This is a genomic window from Devosia epidermidihirudinis, from assembly GCF_000971295.1.
GTDB classification, from domain to species: domain Bacteria; phylum Pseudomonadota; class Alphaproteobacteria; order Rhizobiales; family Devosiaceae; genus Devosia; species Devosia epidermidihirudinis.
This window is the reverse complement of sequence record NZ_LANJ01000047.1, coordinates 18,355-34,911: the sequence shown is the minus strand read 5'-3', so window position 1 is coordinate 34,911 and position 16,557 is coordinate 18,355. Positions and strand designations below refer to the sequence as shown.

Genomic DNA, 16,557 nt, shown 5'->3' with positions numbered 1-16,557 from the left:
GGATCAGACCTCGGTCTGGCTCCCTCGCCCCTGAGGGGAGAGGGTTGGGGTGAGGGGTTCAGTGGCCGCGTTGTCCTGGGTTGCCCCAGTTGAGACTGAACCCCTCACCCGGCGCTGCGCGCCGAACTCTCCCCTCAGGGGAGAGGTGACAGGGAAGGGTCCACCCAGTTGGATCATGGCGCCCAGTTGGGCTCGGCCTTGCGGCGTTCGGCTTCAAGCTTGGCGGCCTTTTCGGCGTCGAGCGTCTCGATGACGCCATAGAGCACCATATCGACGCCCTTCCCGGTCACACCTGACACCTGCAGCACGTCCGCCTTGCTGATCTTTTTGAGGATCTTGAGCTTTTCCTTGAGATCATCGGGTTCGATAGCGTCGACCTTGTTGAGCACGACGATCTCGGGCTTTTCGCCCAGGCGCTCGTCATAGGCTGCCAGTTCGGTCCGGATCGTCTGGTAGGCATGCTTGATATCGTCCTGAGTGCCATCAATGAGATGGATCAGCACACCGCAGCGCTCGATATGGCCGAGGAAGCGGTCACCAATGCCCGCGCCTTCACTGGCGCCTTCGATCAGGCCCGGAATATCGGCCAGCACGAAATCGCGTTCGCCGATCGAGACAACACCAAGGTTGGGATGGAGCGTGGTGAACGGATAGGCCGCGATCTTTGGCTTGGCCGCCGACACAGCCGCGAGGAAGGTCGACTTGCCGGCATTGGGCAGCCCGACCAGGCCCGCGTCAGCGATCAGCTTGAGGCGCAGCCAGATCCACTTTTCAACGCCCGGAATGCCCGGATTGGCATGACGGGGCGCCTGGTTGGAGCTGGTCTTGAAGTGGGCATTGCCGAAGCCGCCATTGCCGCCTGAGAGCAGCACAACGCGCTGGCCAACCTTGGTCATGTCGGCAATCAGGGTTTCGTTGTCGTCTTCAAACACCTGCGTGCCGACGGGGACGCGCAGAACTGTTGCTTCGCCATTGGCGCCCGCGCGGTCCTTGCCCATGCCGTGGGTGCCGGTCTTGGCCTTGAAGTGCTGCTGGTAGCGATAATCAATGAGCGTATTGAGCCCGTCGACGCATTCGATGACGATGTCACCGCCACGCCCGCCATTGCCGCCATTGGGGCCGCCGAATTCGACGAATTTTTCGCGCAGGAACGAGACGGCACCAGCGCCGCCATCGCCGGAGCGAACATAGACCTTGGCCTGATCGAGGAACTTCATTGTGTTCTGGCCTTCCAGACGCTGCGCGTCAATTTTGTGTCGATATGCTCTACCTCGGCGTCGCGCGCAAGACAGAGCAGGGTGGAGCGTCCGGTTTGGGTAAACCCGAGCTTTGTTTGAATGGCGAGTGAGGCCAGATTAAAATGGAAGACGCCGGAATAAACCACGTCGTGGTTTGAAGCGCCAAAAAACCAGTCCAGGCTCGCAATGACTGCCTCGGTCATGACACCGCGCCCCCAGAAGGGGCGGCCCAGCCAATAGCCGAGGATGGGGCCTTGCGGGCCCAGGTGATAGCCGACATGGCCGGCAAAGCCCTCGCCGGGCACTTCGATGGAAAAGGTGATCTCTTCCACCGGCAGATTGGGCGCGCGCGTGCGCAGCCAGCCCTTGGCGTCGGACAGGTGATAGGGAAATGGCACCCGTGCCAGATTACCCGCCACGCCGAAATCGTTGAGAAAGCGCGCGATCGGTTCGGCATCGCCCAGCTCGGGCTGGCGCAGCAACAGATTTTGCGTGGTGAGGCTGACGCTCATGCAGCCCTCCATTCCAGCAACAGCAGCGGCTGGCCCAGATGGCGCTGGATCGAGCTCAGCGTGCGTTCAATGACGACAAAGCCAAGCTTGTCGAGCACCCGCGCCGAAGCCGGATTGCTCTGCAACACGCGGGCCCGCACCTTGGGAATGCTGCCATTGTGCCGCACAGCGTCGAGCAAGCCCTTGGCGGCTTCAGCCGTGTAGCCGTGGCCCCAATGGGGCTCGCCCAGCCAATAGCCCAGTTCAGGCGCCGTGTCGGGGGCAAATTTGAGGCTGACCACGCCCATCAGGCGATCGTCAGCATTGGCAATTGCATAGGCGCGCGGCGTAGTCGGATCATCGACACCCGCAACAAACGCCTCGGCATGCTCCTCAAGGTAAGGGAAAGGCATGGTCGCGGTCGGCGCGACGACGTTCGGATTGTTCGCCAACGCCACCAGATCGGCAAGGTCGCTCGACACCGGCTTACGCAGGGTAAGCCGGGTGGTGACAAGCGTCTCTGGCAGCGTGTTTCTGGCGTTCAACATGGCGGACTCAGAATGCAAAAAGGGGAACCGGTGACCCGGCTCCCCTTACAATTTCGCGTTTGCGAAGACGGCCGGGGAACGGGTCACCGGCCGGGTTCGCTAGACCTGCCGGATTATTCGGCGGCCAGTGCCGGGTCGACAGACACGAAGACCTTCGAGTTCGCGCGGGTGCGGAACGACACGTTGCCGTCGACCAGTGCGAAGATCGTGTGGTCCTTGCCCAGGCCAACGCCTGTGCCGGGGTGCCACTTGGTACCGCGCTGGCGGATGATGATGTTGCCGGCAACGACAGTCTCGCCACCGAACTTCTTTACGCCGAGACGACGGCCAGCGGTATCACGACCGTTGCGGGATGAGCCGCCTGCTTTTTTGTGTGCCATGGTGCTCTAGCTCCTTATTCTTTGTCGGCCTTTGGAGCTGCCTTCTTGGCAGCTGGCTTCTTCGCCGGCTTTTCAGCGGCGTCGGTATCGGTTGCGGCTGCCTTTGGAGCTGCCTTCTTGGCTGCTGCCTTCTTTGCCGGAGCCTTGGCTTCGGTCGCGACAGCTGCGCTTGCTTCAGTCGCAGCAGCGGCCTTGGCAGCAGCGCGGACCTTAGCAGGCTTGCTCGACACGGCGGCCGCCGCTGGAGCAGCAACGCCGGCAGCCTTGATCGATGGCTTGTCGCCGCCGGTCAGGATTTCGGTGATGCGCACGGTCGACAGCAGCTGGCGGTGGCCATTGCGACGACGGTAATTGTGGCGACGGTTCTTCTTGAAGATGATGACCGTCTTCTGCTTGCGGGTCTCAAGCAGTTCGGCAGCGACGAGCGCGCCTTCCACCAGAGGAGCACCGACTTCGCCATCAACCATCAGAACCTGATCAAAGGTCACAATGGTGCCGGCTTCAGCATCGAGCTTTTCAATCTTGAGAACATCGTTGGCGGCAACCTTATACTGTTTGCCACCGGTCTTGATCACTGCAAAAGTCATTCATGCACCGGGTGCTTCAAACACGCCGGTCCCTTTTTGTCGCGCTCTGTGGCACCGCAGGCAAAGCCCAGAATTTCTGCGGATTTCGAACATGCTACCGACAATTGCCGGCGGGCAGCCTCGAACAGCGTTTTCAAACAAAGGAAGCGCACCGGGACGAACCGGCACGCATTCCGAGGCGGCTTATCAGGGCAAATGCCCCAAGAGTCAAGACTTCCGCTTAGCTCTTGGCGTGCGCATACCAGTTCCGCAGCCGCACTTCGGTTGCCTTGTCCACGGCTGCGGCGAACGCATTCAGATCACTTTCGCCATAGTGATAGGGATAGACAATCTTGGGTTTGAAGGTATTGACCGCTTCTGCGGCCTGCTCGACGGTCATGGTATAGGGCAGGTTCATCGGCAGGAATGCCACCTCGATGCCGGTCAGCGCCAACATGTCGGGCGTCGGCTCGGTGTCGCCGGCGACATAGATGGTCTTGTCACCAAAGCTGAGCAGGTAGCCATTGCCCACGCCCTTGGGGTGGAACTGGAGGCGATCTTCGGTGGTGTTGTAGGCGGAAATGGCCTTGATCGAAATGCCATTGAGTGCGCCGGTTTCGCCATTGGCCACTGCTTTGGCATTGGCCTTGAGCGCCTCGGGCAGCTTGTCGAACACCTCCCGGCTGGTCAGGATCGGTGTGGAGCCCGCAATGGCCTCCAACGTCGGTACGTCGAAATGATCGCCATGCGCGTGGGTGATCAAAATTGCCGTCGGTGCTGGCAGGTCGGCATAGAGCGCCGCGCCACCAACGGGGTCGACATAGATCACCTGATCGCCAAAACCGAGCAGCAGGGATGCGTGTTCCACTGGGTGAATGGTGACGTCGCCGCCGCTGGTTGAAATCTTGTCGCCGTCCAAGTTTTGTGTCTCCTGTGCCCACACGCTCATGGGCGCGCCAGCACCCAGAGCCAAAAGGGGGAATGTCGTCATTGCTGCCAATACGCTACGTCGCTTGATCATCGCTGCGTCTCCCTCGAACCATAGCTGTGCGTTGAAGCAGTGCAAGTTGCCCCTGTGTCGCTAGAGCTCCATCTGCCGGTGCAGCCCATCCTGCCCCGCGGCTCCCGTCAGGTCGAGCATCATCGCCGCCTTGTGATGGGCGCGCCAGTACTCGAGCGACCAGGTGGCACTGTCGTCCGCGATGTCGATCGTGGGCAGATAGGCCAGCGCTAGTTGGGGGGTCGTTCCAACCAGAACGGTGATTCTCACACGCTGATATTCAGCACCCTCGAATGCGTCCAGCCGCGCCAGATCTGTCGCTGTCAGATCACCCAAAAGCTGACCCATTGCAGTGGCACCGGCCGAGGCCACAAGGGCGGGATAGGTCCGCCCCGGATAGCAGAGCGCCTGATATCCGAGTGCCGTCGCGGACTTGACGTGCTTATCGTCGACGGCATGGCAGAGCACTGCCGCCAAAACGTCGTCGTCACGCAGCGTGCCATAGACAAAAAGCGGAAGCGAAACCAAAGCAGCGATCCAGATTGCTTGAGTTGCATCAAGGGAGTTGCAGGCTCACGATTGCTATGCCATAAGCCGCCCCGTGTCGACCAACCGCACCCGCCCAGGGTGTCGTGACGATCTCGCGGAGAGATGGCAGAGTGGTTGAATGCACCGCACTCGAAATGCGGCATAGGGGCAACTCTATCGGGGGTTCGAATCCCTCTCTCTCCGCCACTTCATCTTGCCATTGAAATTTCTAGAGCGCAGTCGGCTTTAGTCGCAGCATCGTGGCCCGTTTATTGCGCGGGCGTAGCATGGCTTTGGTCCGACGGTGCAACCCGGTCTTCAGGTTCTGCAAGTCGGTTGCGGTCGACCTGATCGACACGCCGAGGCGGTGCGTCGAGCCAGCCATCGTTTCGGTCGCCTTTCGGCAGAAACGGGCAGGGCTCGTATGGGGTAGCGTGGCCAAACTCTGTTGGATATCTACGAGTTCACTGACGCTTCCAACTGGCTGTAAGCATCGAGTTTCCTATCTATCTCGATCGAAGTGAGCAAATGGCAGAAACGGATCTCTACCTTCCTTTGAAGGCGTACATGGAAAGAGCCGGTTATTCCGTCAAAGGCGAGGTCAATGATTGCGACCTGGTTGGTGTCATAGAGGGCGACCCGCCGGTCATCATTGTCTGCGAGATGAAGCTCGCCTTCAATCTCGAGTTGGTGATGCAAGGTGTAAAGCGGGCATCGTTCTGTGATGAAGTCTGGTTGGCGGCGCGAGCCTCGAAGACTGGTCGGGGGCGTGAGCACGATGCCCGGTTTCGGAATTTGTGCCGTCGGCTCGGGTTCGGCGTCATTGCGGTCTCGGATGCTGGAGACGTGGATGTCATCGTGGCTCCCTTTGCCGCTACACCGCGTCGTGACCCGAAAAGGCGGTCGCGCCTGCTGGATGAGCATAGGCGTAGGGTGGGCGATCCGCAGGTGGGTGGAGGGCGCGGTAAGCCAATCATGACCGTCTACAGGCAAGATTGCATTGTGTGCGCCAAGGCACTGCTTTCCGGGCCGCAAAGTCCAAAGCAGCTTAAAGCGCTGGTTGCCAGGGCACCTGCAATTCTCCGAAACAACGTCTACGGGTGGTTCATCCGCGAGAGCAGAGGCATATACGGGCTGACCGAACTTGGTCGGGCTGCGGTGTCGCCTCCGCAAGGCTGACTGGTCAGGGTGCAGGGCGCTGCGATTATGCGAGGCCGTTAAGCGTCGGGTCTGTCAGGCGCGAATACAAACTTTAATACACCGAAAAACATAATTGGTATATCAATGCAGCCGTTTCGTGTTTTTGGCTGGCCATTATGCGCATTGTTGATACCCATCTCCACCTCGTCTACCCAGCTCATCTGAGCTACCCGTGGCTTACACATGTGCCACGGATCAACCAGGCGTGGTCGGTCGACGACTATTTCGCCGAAGCGGCCCAACTTGGGATCGAGGCGGCGATCCATATGGAAGTGGATGTGCTGTCGGAACAGACCCTGGCAGAAGCCCATTTGATGTCGACGATACACCCCTCTGTTGTTGGGGTGGTTGCGGGTTGCAGGCCAGGTGACGCGGGGTTTGAGGCCTATGTCGACGATCTGGTCGCAACGCCTGCGGTGAAAGGCCTGCGGCATGTGTTGTTCGGCTATACGCAGGACCAGCTCGCGAGTGATCGCCTCATTGATAATTTGCGATCCCTTGGAAAACAGCAATTGAGCTTTGATCTGTGTGCGCATGCCCATCAATTGGCGTCGCTGATAGACATCGTGGATCGTTGTCCTGGCACCCGGTTTATCCTGGATCACTGTGGGAATCCCAAAATCCCTAGTGAAAACTCAGATGGCTGGAACAGCGCCATAAGAGAGATCGCGCGTCGACCCAATGTGGTAGGCAAGATATCGGGGATTTCGGCCCATGCAGGGGCTGATTGGTCCGTGGGGACCCTGCGCCCCTATTTTGAACACATGATAGCGAGCTTTGGGTGGGAGCGCGTCGTCTGGGGCTCCGATCATCCCGTTGTGACCTTGGGTGGTTCCTTGACGAGATGGGTTGAGGCGACCCTGAGCCTGGTTGCTGGATGCAGCCAAGACGAGAAAGAAGCTCTTCTGTCTCGTAACGCGGAGCGCGTGTATGGCCTCGTTGGTCCTAGCTCGTAAATGTGCGGTGCGTGGACGCCCGGAAATGTGCTTCGAGATTGGCGATGGCGCCGTCGAGATCGCGGTGGCGTAGGCTCTCAAGAATGCGCAGGTGTTCGTCGACAGTCTCGAGCAGCTGGTGGCGGTTGATGACGCGTTGATGGACACGACGGGCCATCAATAAATTGTCCTGCAGGCGTTCATGCATTGCGGTAATGGCGCCGTTGTTGAGAACGTCGACGAGACTGCGATGCAGCTGCTTGTCGAGGTCAACGACCTGACGCTTCACGGTCTCAAAATCTGCGCCGGATTCGATGAACGCCTTGCACGCCAAGTGGCGTTTGAGCATGTCGTCGATCCAGGCGTCCGTGGCTGTGTGAACGAATGTCCGCATAGCGTGGACTTCGATCATGATGCGAAACTGGAAATTCTCGCGAATGAAGGCGACTTCTGGGTAGACGATCTTGATTCCGGCGCGCGGCTTGATTTCCACCAGGCCAAACTCTTCGAGCAAGACGAGTGTTTCTCGTAGCGGGGACAGAGACATGCCAAGCATGTCGCAGAGTTCATTTTGCGTGATGACCATGCCCGGCTTTAGGCGGCCCGCCTCAAGCGCATCGCGGAATTTTTGATAACCGACATTGTCGTGCTGTTGCTCTTCCACGTCCGGCCTTTCACGCCTGCGATGAGTTCGCTCTGAAGTTTGCTTCCCTAACATACTGGCGAGCCCTTTGAAATGTCTTGCGCGGCCGCACAGGGGGGTATCGCGCTATCAAGACCGCATCGCATCGACTCCGGATTAGCGTGTTTCGGCGTTCTGCAACATCAATCTATTGCAGTGAAATATCAACGGTGGCATTTAGTGTTTTACGGCGAGCAGATTGTGCGATTTGTATCGCCCGGAAACGACTAGACCGAGGCCCCAGGCGCCAAGCGCCTGAGCGTCGCTCTGAAACATCAGGACGGGTTGACCCCATGACGAAGATTTCCCCCGACATTCCGGTGCTTGAAGGTGGGCGCACCGCGCCGATGCCTCGATGGGCCTTGCTCCAGCGCCAGGTTTTTTCAACGCTCGATCAGGCGTCCATCGAATTTGCGGACCGCTACACGCGGCCTGACGGCACGCTTATCTGGAGAGACAATTGGCCTGGGATGGATGGGTCCGATGATCCCTATGAGGGCTTCATGTACATGCCCCTGTTCTACGCACTGGGGGGAAGTGAAGAGGTCTACCGACGTGCGCAGGTGATCTATGATGGCATAACCTGGCAATGGACGGAGTATGGACAAATTCATCGCGAATTTGATGCCTACTACGACTGGATGCACCACGGGGAAAGCTCGCTATTCCTGTACTTCCTGGGACTTGCCAGCCCCGCAGGCCTCAAGGATAGGCAGCGCACGAAACGGTTTGCCGGCTTCTACAACGGCGAGGACCCCGACGTTCAAAACTATGATGCCCAGCTTCGGCTCATGCGGGCACCCATTTCGGGCAGCCGAGGTCCGCGCTTCAGCCACAGTGGAGAGGATTGGTCCACGCATCGTGAGATACTGGACCGGTTTCCGCCTCCATTCGAGGATCTTCCGGGCATCGATCCGTATGGGCGCGTCTGTCCATGGTCGGACGATGCAACCTATGAGCTCATCCTGAAGCAAATGAACGCGCGGCAGGCAAAGGGCGACGTGCCTCTCAATCTTGGTGCCACTTCGCTGATGGCACATGCGTTCATGTATGATGGCGAAGATCGTCATCGTCAGTGGACGGTAGACTATCTGGATGCCTGGGTGGAGCGCACCGAGCAAAACGGCGGCATCACGCCCGACAATATTGGTCTGTCAGGCCAGATTGGCGAATACAATGACGGCAAATGGTGGGGGGGATATTATGGCTGGCGGTGGCCACATGGTGCGTTCTCCATCCTCGATCCAATCACCATTGCCGGCCTGAACGGTCTGCTGATGACGGGTGATGAGCGTCATCTCGACCTGGCCCGCTCACAGCTAGACATGCTGTGGTCGCTCCGCCGGGATGAAGACGGCCAGGCGGTTGTTCCCAACCGCCACTTCGATGAAGGCTGGCGTGACTATCGCGTCGTTCACCCGGTCTATGCGGTGACCCTTTGGAACGCGTCCATGTCTGACGATGATGCCGAGCGGGCTGAGCGCGCCTGGCCAAATGGTCAGTTCGAGGCCATCGACACGCGCTATGCCGGGTACGGCAAGACCATCGGGGGGCACATGGCTTTCAATGGCAACACGGCGCAGTGGTTCCGCTTCATCCGGGGCGGCGACGCGGCTTATCCGGAAACGCTGCTGGCCTCCAATCTTGAGACGATAGTGCAGCAAATCGAGCGTTTCCGCAGCGATGCCTTTGATCCGCTGACCATGGATCACGAAGCCCACCCGATGGGTATTCATATGTGGCAGCAGATTTCCCCGATGGTCATGGAAGGGTTGATCCAGCTGACCACAGGCGGTCCCGCACATATGGGCCGGGGTGGCCTGCAGCTTTCCCGTTTCCGTTACTTCGATGCCGAAAAACAAAGGCCGGGCCTGCCCCAAGACGTAGCCGCGTTGGTGGATCATCTCGAAGCCGATGTGGCCGGCGTGACGCTGGTCAATACGAGTGCGACGACTGCCCGGGAACTGATCGTGCAGGCTGGAGCCTTCGGCGAGCATAGCTTCACGACGGTCGCGGTTGATGGTGAAGCCGAGCAAAGCATCAGCGGGCGGTGGGTGGCGGTAAAGCTGGCGCCAGGCGCAGTGACAAGGCTCGAGTTTGGAATGCAGCGCTACGCCAATAAGCCAAGCTATGACACGCCTTGGGTTCGTGCCGTGGATGCGATGCCCGCGATCAAGGGCCGCGAGCTGTAATCGACAAGCACCCCGGCTCACGGGCCGGGGTGCAACTTGATTCAGGCGTTAAAGAACACGCTTTCCATGTCTGCCCACCCGTTGTGCCCCGGCAGGGGGATTTGCATAGGGTTGCAGAGCGTGAGCCACTCGGCATTGCGGGGGTTGGCAGACAGGCGGGCCATGTCCGAGGCCATATCGTCGCCGACATACTCAACATACATAAACTCGTAGAGCTGCCCATCGGGAAGGCGATGCACGAAAATGTTGAAGTTGCGCATGTTGGCTTCAGTGAGCAAATCGCGCACGCCAGGTCCGGCATGTAGCGCCTTGTAAGCCTCCAAGTCTTTTTCCTTGAGGCCGATCACTCGGCCGAATCTACGAACCACTTTTCTCTCCCTATGTTTGAGTTGAGGCGGCCGCTAATGCTGCCCGCCGAAAATCCGATGCGTTGATGTTTTGAAATGCGCCTCGAGGGCGGCGATCGTGGCGGCGAGATCGCCGCTCTCCATCGCATCGAGCAGTCCGAGATGCTCATTGAGGCTGCTCAAATACTGTGCGGTGCCGAACGAGCTGTGATGGACCTGCTGGGCGAATCCCAGATTGTCCCGAAGCAATCGATGGGTTCGGCTGATCGCTCTGTTGCCCAGAGCCGCGACGATCGTGCCGTGGAGTTCATTGTCCAGTCGCATGATGTCGCCTGTCCAAATGTCGTTGCCCGGATTCGCTGACAGGTTGGCAAGCAAAGCATTGTGCTCGCCCCGCATCTGGCCGATCCACTCGCGATCCATCTGGGGGAGGACAACACGGATTGCCGCGACCTCTATCATTGTCAGAAATTGGTAGGTTTCACGAATGAAGGCCACGTCGGGGTAGGCGATCCGGACGCCGATCCTCGGTTCGATTTTGACGAGCCCATAGGCAGCCAGTAGCACAAGGGCGCGGCGAAGGCGCGCCACTGGCACATTCAGAGCCTTGCATAACTCGCCCTGTGTGACCAAAGCGCCGGCCGTGAGGCGTTGGTTTTCCAGCGCTCGGCGAAACCGGGCATAGACCGCGCCATCGCGTCCCTGATCCATTTTCAGGTGCTTTCTCCACTCAGTGAACCTCAAATTGAGGCAATTGATATTTCAGGTCAATGAAAATTGAGTGTCGATTTGCCGGTTAACGTCGACCAATGCGCCCTGTTACACGATTCTGGCCGCATTTTTTGCCACAAAAACCAAGAAACTGCACCAAGGTCGTAGGTCGCATGGCTTGCTATTTGCCAATTGGTATTTCAATATCGCCTTGTGATAACTCAGCAAGGATGCCTCGGGATGCGCATTGAACGGTTTGCATGCTGGTTGCTGGAGGCTCCCGCTGGCCCCAAATTCGCCTGGCGAAAGGGGCTGGCCGGTTCTCATGGCGGCCTGGCGAAGGGGCGTGGGCAAGTTCAGGCTGTTATCGGGCTCGAGACCGATACTGGTCTGCGTGCCACGATCGAGGTCGGGAACGGGGCCGCGGCCTTCGATATTGTAAGTCGCCGATACCACCACTTCATTGGCGAAGACCCTCTGCTCACGGAGCGCATGTGGCATCTAATCTGGGAGGTGGACCGTATTGAAGAGTTCCAGATTTCGCTGCTCGGTCTGCTCGATCAATTGTGCTGGGGCATCAAGTCTCAGGCGGCAAATTTGCCCATCTATCAGCTTCTTGGCGGCAATGAACGACGCATTCCGGCTTATGCATCGACTGTAACGTGGTCAACGCTGGACGAGTATGAGCGCCACATCAAGCTTTGCCGCGACCTAGGTTTCCGCGCGTTCAAGCTGCACGCCTGGGGCGATGTGAAGCGCGACATCGAGCTGTCTACCAAGCTGCGTGAGTGGGTCGGGCCAGATGTGTCTCTCATGTTCGATGGGTCCGCTGGATGGGACTATGTCGACGCATTGGAGTTCGGTCGCGCTATCCAGGATCTGGGCTACCTTTGGTATGAGGAGCCGATGCGGGAGTTCCATCTCGGGTCCTACGCGCGTCTCTGCGAGAAACTGAGTATTCCCGTGCTCGCGGCTGAAACTTCCGATGGTGTCCACTGGAATGCTGCGAGTTGGATCGAAGCTGGCGCGCTGACGATGGCGCGCATCAGTGCCCACTACAAGGGCGGCTTCACCGGCTCGATGAAGATTGCTCAGCTCTGTGACTCTTTTGGGATCAGGGCGCAGGTGCATGGGATGGGTCATGCCAATGCCCAGCTGTGTGCTGCCATTCGCAACAATGATTTCTACGAGCAGATTGTCATCAATGAAGAGCAGATACGGGGCCTCGACAAGTTGGGCCCACTGTCGATTCAAGACGGCTATTTGGAGGTCAGCGACAAACCCGGGCTCGGATTTGAGCATGATTGGGATGACCTGGATCGGGTCGCGCTGAAGCGTGTCGAGATTGGGGAGCGACAGGATTGAAAGAAGTGAAACAGGCAGTTCAGCTGCGGAATGTTCGAAAGACCTACGGTGACGTTGAAGTCATCAAGCAGGTGAGCCTTTCCATCGACGAGGGTGAGTTCATCGCCTTTGTCGGACCGTCAGGGTCGGGGAAGTCAACCTTGCTGCGTATGGTTGCTGGGCTTGAGAGCGTAACTGATGGCGAAATCTTGATTGACGGCAAGGATGTGACCTTCGCCGAACCATCGGATCGTGGCATCGCGATGGTGTTCCAATCCTATGCGCTCTATCCGCATATGAACGTCTACGACAATATCGCCTTCAATCTGAAACTGTCGCGCCACAGCAAGTCCGAGATTGAAAAGCGTGTGAATGAAGCTGCGCGGATTCTCCGACTTGAAGAGCTGCTGCAGCGTTCCCCCGGGCAACTGTCGGGCGGCCAACGCCAGCGCGTTGCCATTGGGCGCGCGATTGTCCGCAATCCACGGGTGTTCCTGTTTGACGAGCCATTATCGAACCTGGACGCCGCTTTGCGTGTCCAGATGCGTCTTGAGATCGGACGCCTACACGCCGAGCTCGGCGCCACGATGATTTACGTCACTCATGACCAGGTGGAGGCCATGACGCTAGCTGACCGTATTGTCGTGCTGAACAACTGCGAAATTCAGCAGATCGGCAAGCCGATGGAGCTTTACCAGCGGCCGCGAAACAAGTTTGTCGCGAGTTTTATCGGTTCGCCGAACATGAACTTCTTTCCGGCACAGGTGTCGCGTTCGGACGCGACAAGCAGCACGCTCAAGCTCGCTGATGCCACGCTGGACGCCGCGCTGGCCAACCGGGCTATGGGGGAAAGCATAACCCTTGGGGTGCGCCCGGAGGCCGTCGTTGTGCTTGCTGATCGCTCGGACGCCGCGGGCGGCGTGGTCATTGAAGGCAAAGTAGTTGGCGTCGAACGGCTGGGCAACGTCAACTACGCCTATTTTGACGTTGGTCAGAGCGAGCCAGTCACCGCACAAATCGCGGGAACAACGGACCTTGGAGTGGGCGACACCGCCCTGCTCGGGATCGACCCAGCCCGCTGTCACTATTTCGACGGCGCCGGAGAAGCTCTGCGCGTCGGAAACTAATCTGCACCAGCGGCAACGTCCGCAATGAGGAGGGGAATGATTGATGTTGAATCGAAAGCTAGCCGGGCTCGGCCTTGGCTTATTGGCGGGAGCTGCCATTGTATTGTCGGCAACCGCTGCAATGGCGCAAGATCGTTTGACCGTTTGGACTGACGTTGTTCGACAGTCGCAGATCGAGGCTTACAAGGCGCTTCATCCAGAGGTCACTATCGACGTCCAGACGGTTGCTCCGGAAGAGGTTGTGTCGAAGCTGCAGGTTTTGATGCGGGCCAAAGGGGCTATTCCAGATCTCATCTGGATGGCAGACTCCAATTTCGCCTCCCGCCTGTCGACCCGTCTGTCCAACTATCTGATGGACATCAGCGACCTCATCCCTCAGGCGACCAAGGACAACTTCTACAACAACGCCAACCGTCCCTGCACGATCAACGGCAAGCTTGTCTGCCTGCGCAACGACATCACGCCAAATGTCATCTGGTATAACGCACCGCTGCTGCAGGACTTGGGCAAGACCGTCCCTGCCACCTGGGAAGAATTTGAGCAGCTAAGCGCAGACGTTGCAGCCCTTAACCAGGGCTATGTCATGGGCTCTAGCAGCTATCCATATACCCTCTGGGTCATGATGATGTCAGCCGGGTGCGACATGGCTGTGCCCGTCGACGGCAAAGAAGACACGCTCAAGATCGACCTGAGCACCGAGCAGTGTCTGCGCCCGGCCCGCATGATCGACAACATGATTGCCAACGGGACACTGATCCCCGAGGAGCCGCCATCCCCTGCATTTGTGCAGAAGGCGCAGGCCAACAAGCTGGTCATGCTGGTTGCGCCAACCTGGTATGGCGAATTCGTGGTCAAGGCCAGTTACGCCTTCGCACCCAAGCAGACCGGCATTGCCATTCCGCCAAAATGGGCTGACCAGACCGAGCCGATGACCTGGAGCATGGGTGGCGGCGCCTGGGGCATCTGGAAGGATACGCAGGTTCGCGACGCTGCGTTGGATATGCTGCTCTGGCTCGACACCAGCAATGAGAATGCCGCTGCTGCCGTGACCATGGCCGCGTACGAGCCCGCATCACAAGCATGGGGCAAGGGCATCAATGAAAGCGGGTATTACGCAAACGAAGACCCATTTGGCACCCTTGTGGAGTCGGCGGGTTACGCGCATCCCGGCTATTCCAGCCTGCGCATTAGCGTGGACCAGGCAATCAGCAAGACGTTTACGCCGATCCTGTTGAGCGGTGGCAAACTGGTGGACGCTCTCCCAGGCATCCAGCAAGAGCTGATCAATCAGGCGCAGCTCAACGGCTATACGGTCGAATAGACCTCTGTAAGTGACCGGGTCGGCCGTCTGGCCGACCCTATCCTCAGCGATACCTCCGGAAACAGATGATGTCTCAGCCCGTCTTGCTGGACCGCGATAAGATGAAAAGGGCGCATAGGCGCCGTGAGATCTTCGCGTCCTACCTTTTCATTGCGCCGTATCTTGTTCTGCTTTTGATGTTTGGCGTGTTCCCGGTTTGCTACGCGTTGGGGCTCAGCTTTACCGACGCTATCGAAGGGGGCTTCTACGGCCTCAATAACTACGCCTCAGCAATTCAGGATTTCCGCGTTCCGCGCGCCGCCAGAAATGTTGGAGGGTATGTCGTTATCTGGGTGCTGCTGACGATCGTTGGCGTCACCGTCGTGACGCTGATGCTGGATGCGATTAACAAACGTGCCGCCAATGTCCTGCGCACGGTGTTCTTTTTGCCGGGTGCCGTGACGTCATCAGCCGTCGTCGTACTGTGGCTGTTTCTTCTCGATCCGACAGTCAGTCCGTTTCAGGGCCTGTACCATCTCTTTGGGTGGGAAAATCGCATCAACGTGCTATCCGGTGTTGGTTTTGCCGGCGTCTTTGCGGTCATGGCGTTCTTCGCGCACTCGGGCGGGTGGATTGTCGTGTTGAGTGGCGCCGTCGCGGGCTTGCCGGGAGAGGTTATCGAGGCCGCGCGCATCGATGGCGCCAATCGCTGGCAACTGGCCACCCGTATCAAGGTCCCCATGTTGTGGCGGACGATTGTGCTGATGGGCATCCTGGCCGTGGCTTCGGGCCTGCAGATTTTCGTTGAGCCGCAATTGATGTCTCTCGTCGGGCCATCTGCTGCCCAGCCCGATTGGTCGATTAATCAGCTCGCCTATCAATACGCCTTTGCGGTGGGTGACTTCGGCGTATCGGCTGCTCTGTCCACGGTTGTCCTAGCGATCTCCATTACAATCGCCTTGCTGCTGATCTTCTGCACCAAATTTTACCACACGAACTGAGCGGGGTTTTCATGTCCATGAACACTGCAAAACTATCACGCCTGAAGCCCGGCCAATTCGTGATCTATGCCTGCCTGGCCTTCTTTGTCTGCTTCTATGGAATACCGCTACTGTGGCTGGGAATCGCTTCTACGCGGTCGCAGCAGTCCTTGCTGACCGAGTCGCCCTTTGCGCTGGGCTCCTTGTCGACCTTCCTTCAGACATGGACCAACATCTCCAGCTATAATGATTTCAAGCTCATGAGTTGGGTGTGGAACTCGGTCATCTATTCGGTGGGCGGTGTGGGGCTGTCGCTCGTGGCGGCAATCCCTGCCGGCTATGTGCTTGGTGTTTACAATTTTCCCGGACGCAAACTGATCCTGGTGCTGACGCTGATCGCCATGATTACGCCAAGCTCCGCGATGGTGTTGCCGATTTTCCTGGAAATGAACCTGATTGGATTGAACAACAGCTATCTGGGCCTGATCCTGGCAACGGGCTTTTTCCCGTTCGGCGTCTATCTGGCCTATATCTACTACGCGACCTCAATGCCGCGGGCGATTTTGGAATCCGCTCAAATTGACGGCTGCAGCAGGATCGGACTGTTCTTCCATATCGCTCTTCCTCTGGCCAAACCGATCGTCGCGCTGATTGCGTTCTTCAGCTTTCTCGCCAATTGGTCGAACTATTTCCTGGCCCTGGTGCTGTTGTCCGACGACCGCCTCTACAGTCTGCCTGTGGGGTTGACGTCGCTCATTTCGAGTTCTGGAGCCCTGAATTCCGGGATGGCCGGGAATACAATTCCGATCAAGCTGCCCGAAGCGATCATGGCGTCGATCTTCATCACCCTGCCTGTGATGCTGATCTTCCTCATTTCGCAGCGGTTCGTGCGATCGGGTACCCTTGCTGGTGCCGAAAAGGGTTAGCGAACCCGCGGGAGGGTGCGCCCTCCCGCCCCTGTCACGAGCTTCGCTCGTTCCACGAGATA

Annotated in this window: 18 protein-coding genes and 1 tRNA gene; 9 read left to right on the top strand and 10 right to left on the bottom strand. The window is 58.5% G+C overall.

Going from position 1 to position 16,557, the window contains the following annotated elements:
• Positions 1-173 precede the first annotated feature (173 nt).
• The 7 genes from obgE to WH87_RS19200 all read right to left on the bottom strand — a co-directional run bounded on the left by obgE (position 174) and on the right by WH87_RS19200 (position 4,751).
• A complete protein-coding gene (obgE, locus tag WH87_RS17880; protein WP_046139660.1) occupies positions 174-1,217 on the bottom strand; it encodes a GTPase ObgE in 1,044 nt (347 codons plus the stop codon).
• Complete coding sequence (locus tag WH87_RS17875; RefSeq protein WP_197410851.1) at positions 1,214-1,750, bottom strand: GNAT family N-acetyltransferase; 537 nt, start codon at positions 1,748-1,750, stop codon at positions 1,214-1,216. The genes obgE and WH87_RS17875 overlap by 4 nt, the downstream gene beginning before the upstream one ends.
• Positions 1,747-2,277 (bottom strand): GNAT family N-acetyltransferase, encoded by a 531-nt coding sequence (locus WH87_RS17870; protein WP_046139662.1) that lies wholly within the window; start codon positions 2,275-2,277, stop codon positions 1,747-1,749. The genes WH87_RS17875 and WH87_RS17870 overlap by 4 nt, the downstream gene beginning before the upstream one ends.
• Positions 2,278-2,390: 113 nt before the next feature.
• Entirely contained in the window at positions 2,391-2,657 is a 267-nt protein-coding gene (rpmA, locus tag WH87_RS17865; protein ID WP_046139663.1) for a 50S ribosomal protein L27, read from the bottom strand.
• Between the two features lie 14 nt (positions 2,658-2,671).
• Positions 2,672-3,244 carry a 50S ribosomal protein L21 gene (gene rplU / locus WH87_RS17860; RefSeq protein ID WP_046139664.1) on the bottom strand — a complete coding sequence of 191 codons (573 nt, stop codon included), beginning with the start codon at positions 3,242-3,244 and terminating at the stop codon, positions 2,672-2,674.
• Between the two features lie 220 nt (positions 3,245-3,464).
• Positions 3,465-4,244, bottom strand: coding sequence for an MBL fold metallo-hydrolase (locus WH87_RS17855; RefSeq protein ID WP_052726514.1), 780 nt, complete (start codon positions 4,242-4,244; stop codon positions 3,465-3,467).
• Between the two features lie 60 nt (positions 4,245-4,304).
• Positions 4,305-4,751, bottom strand: coding sequence for a gamma-glutamylcyclotransferase family protein (locus tag WH87_RS19200; RefSeq protein WP_052726515.1), 447 nt, complete (start codon positions 4,749-4,751; stop codon positions 4,305-4,307).
• 117 nt (positions 4,752-4,868) lie between these two features.
• On the opposite strand from WH87_RS19200, the gene WH87_RS17845 reads away from it, so the two are divergent.
• The 3 genes from WH87_RS17845 to WH87_RS17835 all read left to right on the top strand — a co-directional run bounded on the left by WH87_RS17845 (position 4,869) and on the right by WH87_RS17835 (position 6,907).
• A tRNA-Ser gene (locus tag WH87_RS17845) sits at positions 4,869-4,958 on the top strand.
• Positions 4,959-5,279: 321 nt separating this feature from the next.
• Positions 5,280-5,930, top strand: coding sequence for a DUF2161 domain-containing phosphodiesterase (locus WH87_RS17840; RefSeq protein WP_046139665.1), 651 nt, complete (start codon positions 5,280-5,282; stop codon positions 5,928-5,930).
• Positions 5,931-6,067: 137 nt separating this feature from the next.
• Positions 6,068-6,907: an amidohydrolase family protein gene (locus tag WH87_RS17835; RefSeq protein ID WP_046139666.1), complete on the top strand. Its 840-nt coding sequence runs from the start codon at positions 6,068-6,070 to the stop codon at positions 6,905-6,907.
• Here WH87_RS17835 and WH87_RS17830 read toward each other — a convergent pair.
• A complete protein-coding gene (locus WH87_RS17830; protein ID WP_046139667.1) occupies positions 6,897-7,550 on the bottom strand; it encodes a GntR family transcriptional regulator in 654 nt (217 codons plus the stop codon). The genes WH87_RS17835 and WH87_RS17830 overlap by 11 nt on opposite strands.
• 311 nt (positions 7,551-7,861) lie before the next feature.
• Here WH87_RS17830 and WH87_RS17825 point away from each other — a divergent pair, with 311 nt between their 5' ends.
• Positions 7,862-9,760, top strand: a complete 1,899-nt coding sequence (locus tag WH87_RS17825; RefSeq protein ID WP_046139668.1) for a hypothetical protein — start codon at positions 7,862-7,864, stop codon at positions 9,758-9,760.
• A gap of 41 nt (positions 9,761-9,801) precedes the next feature.
• Here WH87_RS17825 and WH87_RS17820 read toward each other — a convergent pair whose 3' ends face one another.
• Both WH87_RS17820 and WH87_RS17815 read right to left on the bottom strand, forming a co-directional pair.
• Positions 9,802-10,128, bottom strand: coding sequence for an L-rhamnose mutarotase (locus tag WH87_RS17820; protein ID WP_046139669.1), 327 nt, complete (start codon positions 10,126-10,128; stop codon positions 9,802-9,804).
• Positions 10,129-10,161: 33 nt separating this feature from the next.
• Positions 10,162-10,818, bottom strand: a complete 657-nt coding sequence (locus tag WH87_RS17815) for a GntR family transcriptional regulator (RefSeq protein ID WP_046139670.1) — start codon at positions 10,816-10,818, stop codon at positions 10,162-10,164.
• Positions 10,819-11,058: 240 nt separating this feature from the next.
• On the opposite strand from WH87_RS17815, the gene WH87_RS17810 reads away from it, so the two are divergent.
• The 5 genes from WH87_RS17810 to WH87_RS17790 all read left to right on the top strand — a co-directional run bounded on the left by WH87_RS17810 (position 11,059) and on the right by WH87_RS17790 (position 16,495).
• Positions 11,059-12,183, top strand: coding sequence for an enolase C-terminal domain-like protein (locus WH87_RS17810; RefSeq protein ID WP_046139671.1), 1,125 nt, complete (start codon positions 11,059-11,061; stop codon positions 12,181-12,183).
• Between the two features lie 5 nt (positions 12,184-12,188).
• Positions 12,189-13,289 (top strand): ABC transporter ATP-binding protein, encoded by a 1,101-nt coding sequence (locus WH87_RS17805; protein WP_046139894.1) that lies wholly within the window; start codon positions 12,189-12,191, stop codon positions 13,287-13,289.
• Positions 13,290-13,332: 43 nt separating this feature from the next.
• Positions 13,333-14,610, top strand: a complete 1,278-nt coding sequence (locus WH87_RS17800) for an ABC transporter substrate-binding protein (protein ID WP_082092782.1) — start codon at positions 13,333-13,335, stop codon at positions 14,608-14,610.
• Between the two features lie 101 nt (positions 14,611-14,711).
• Positions 14,712-15,590 (top strand): carbohydrate ABC transporter permease, encoded by an 879-nt coding sequence (locus WH87_RS17795; protein WP_046139895.1) that lies wholly within the window; start codon positions 14,712-14,714, stop codon positions 15,588-15,590.
• 17 nt (positions 15,591-15,607) lie between these two features.
• A complete protein-coding gene (locus WH87_RS17790) occupies positions 15,608-16,495 on the top strand; it encodes a carbohydrate ABC transporter permease (protein WP_046139673.1) in 888 nt (295 codons plus the stop codon).
• The last annotated feature ends 62 nt before the right edge of the window (positions 16,496-16,557 follow it).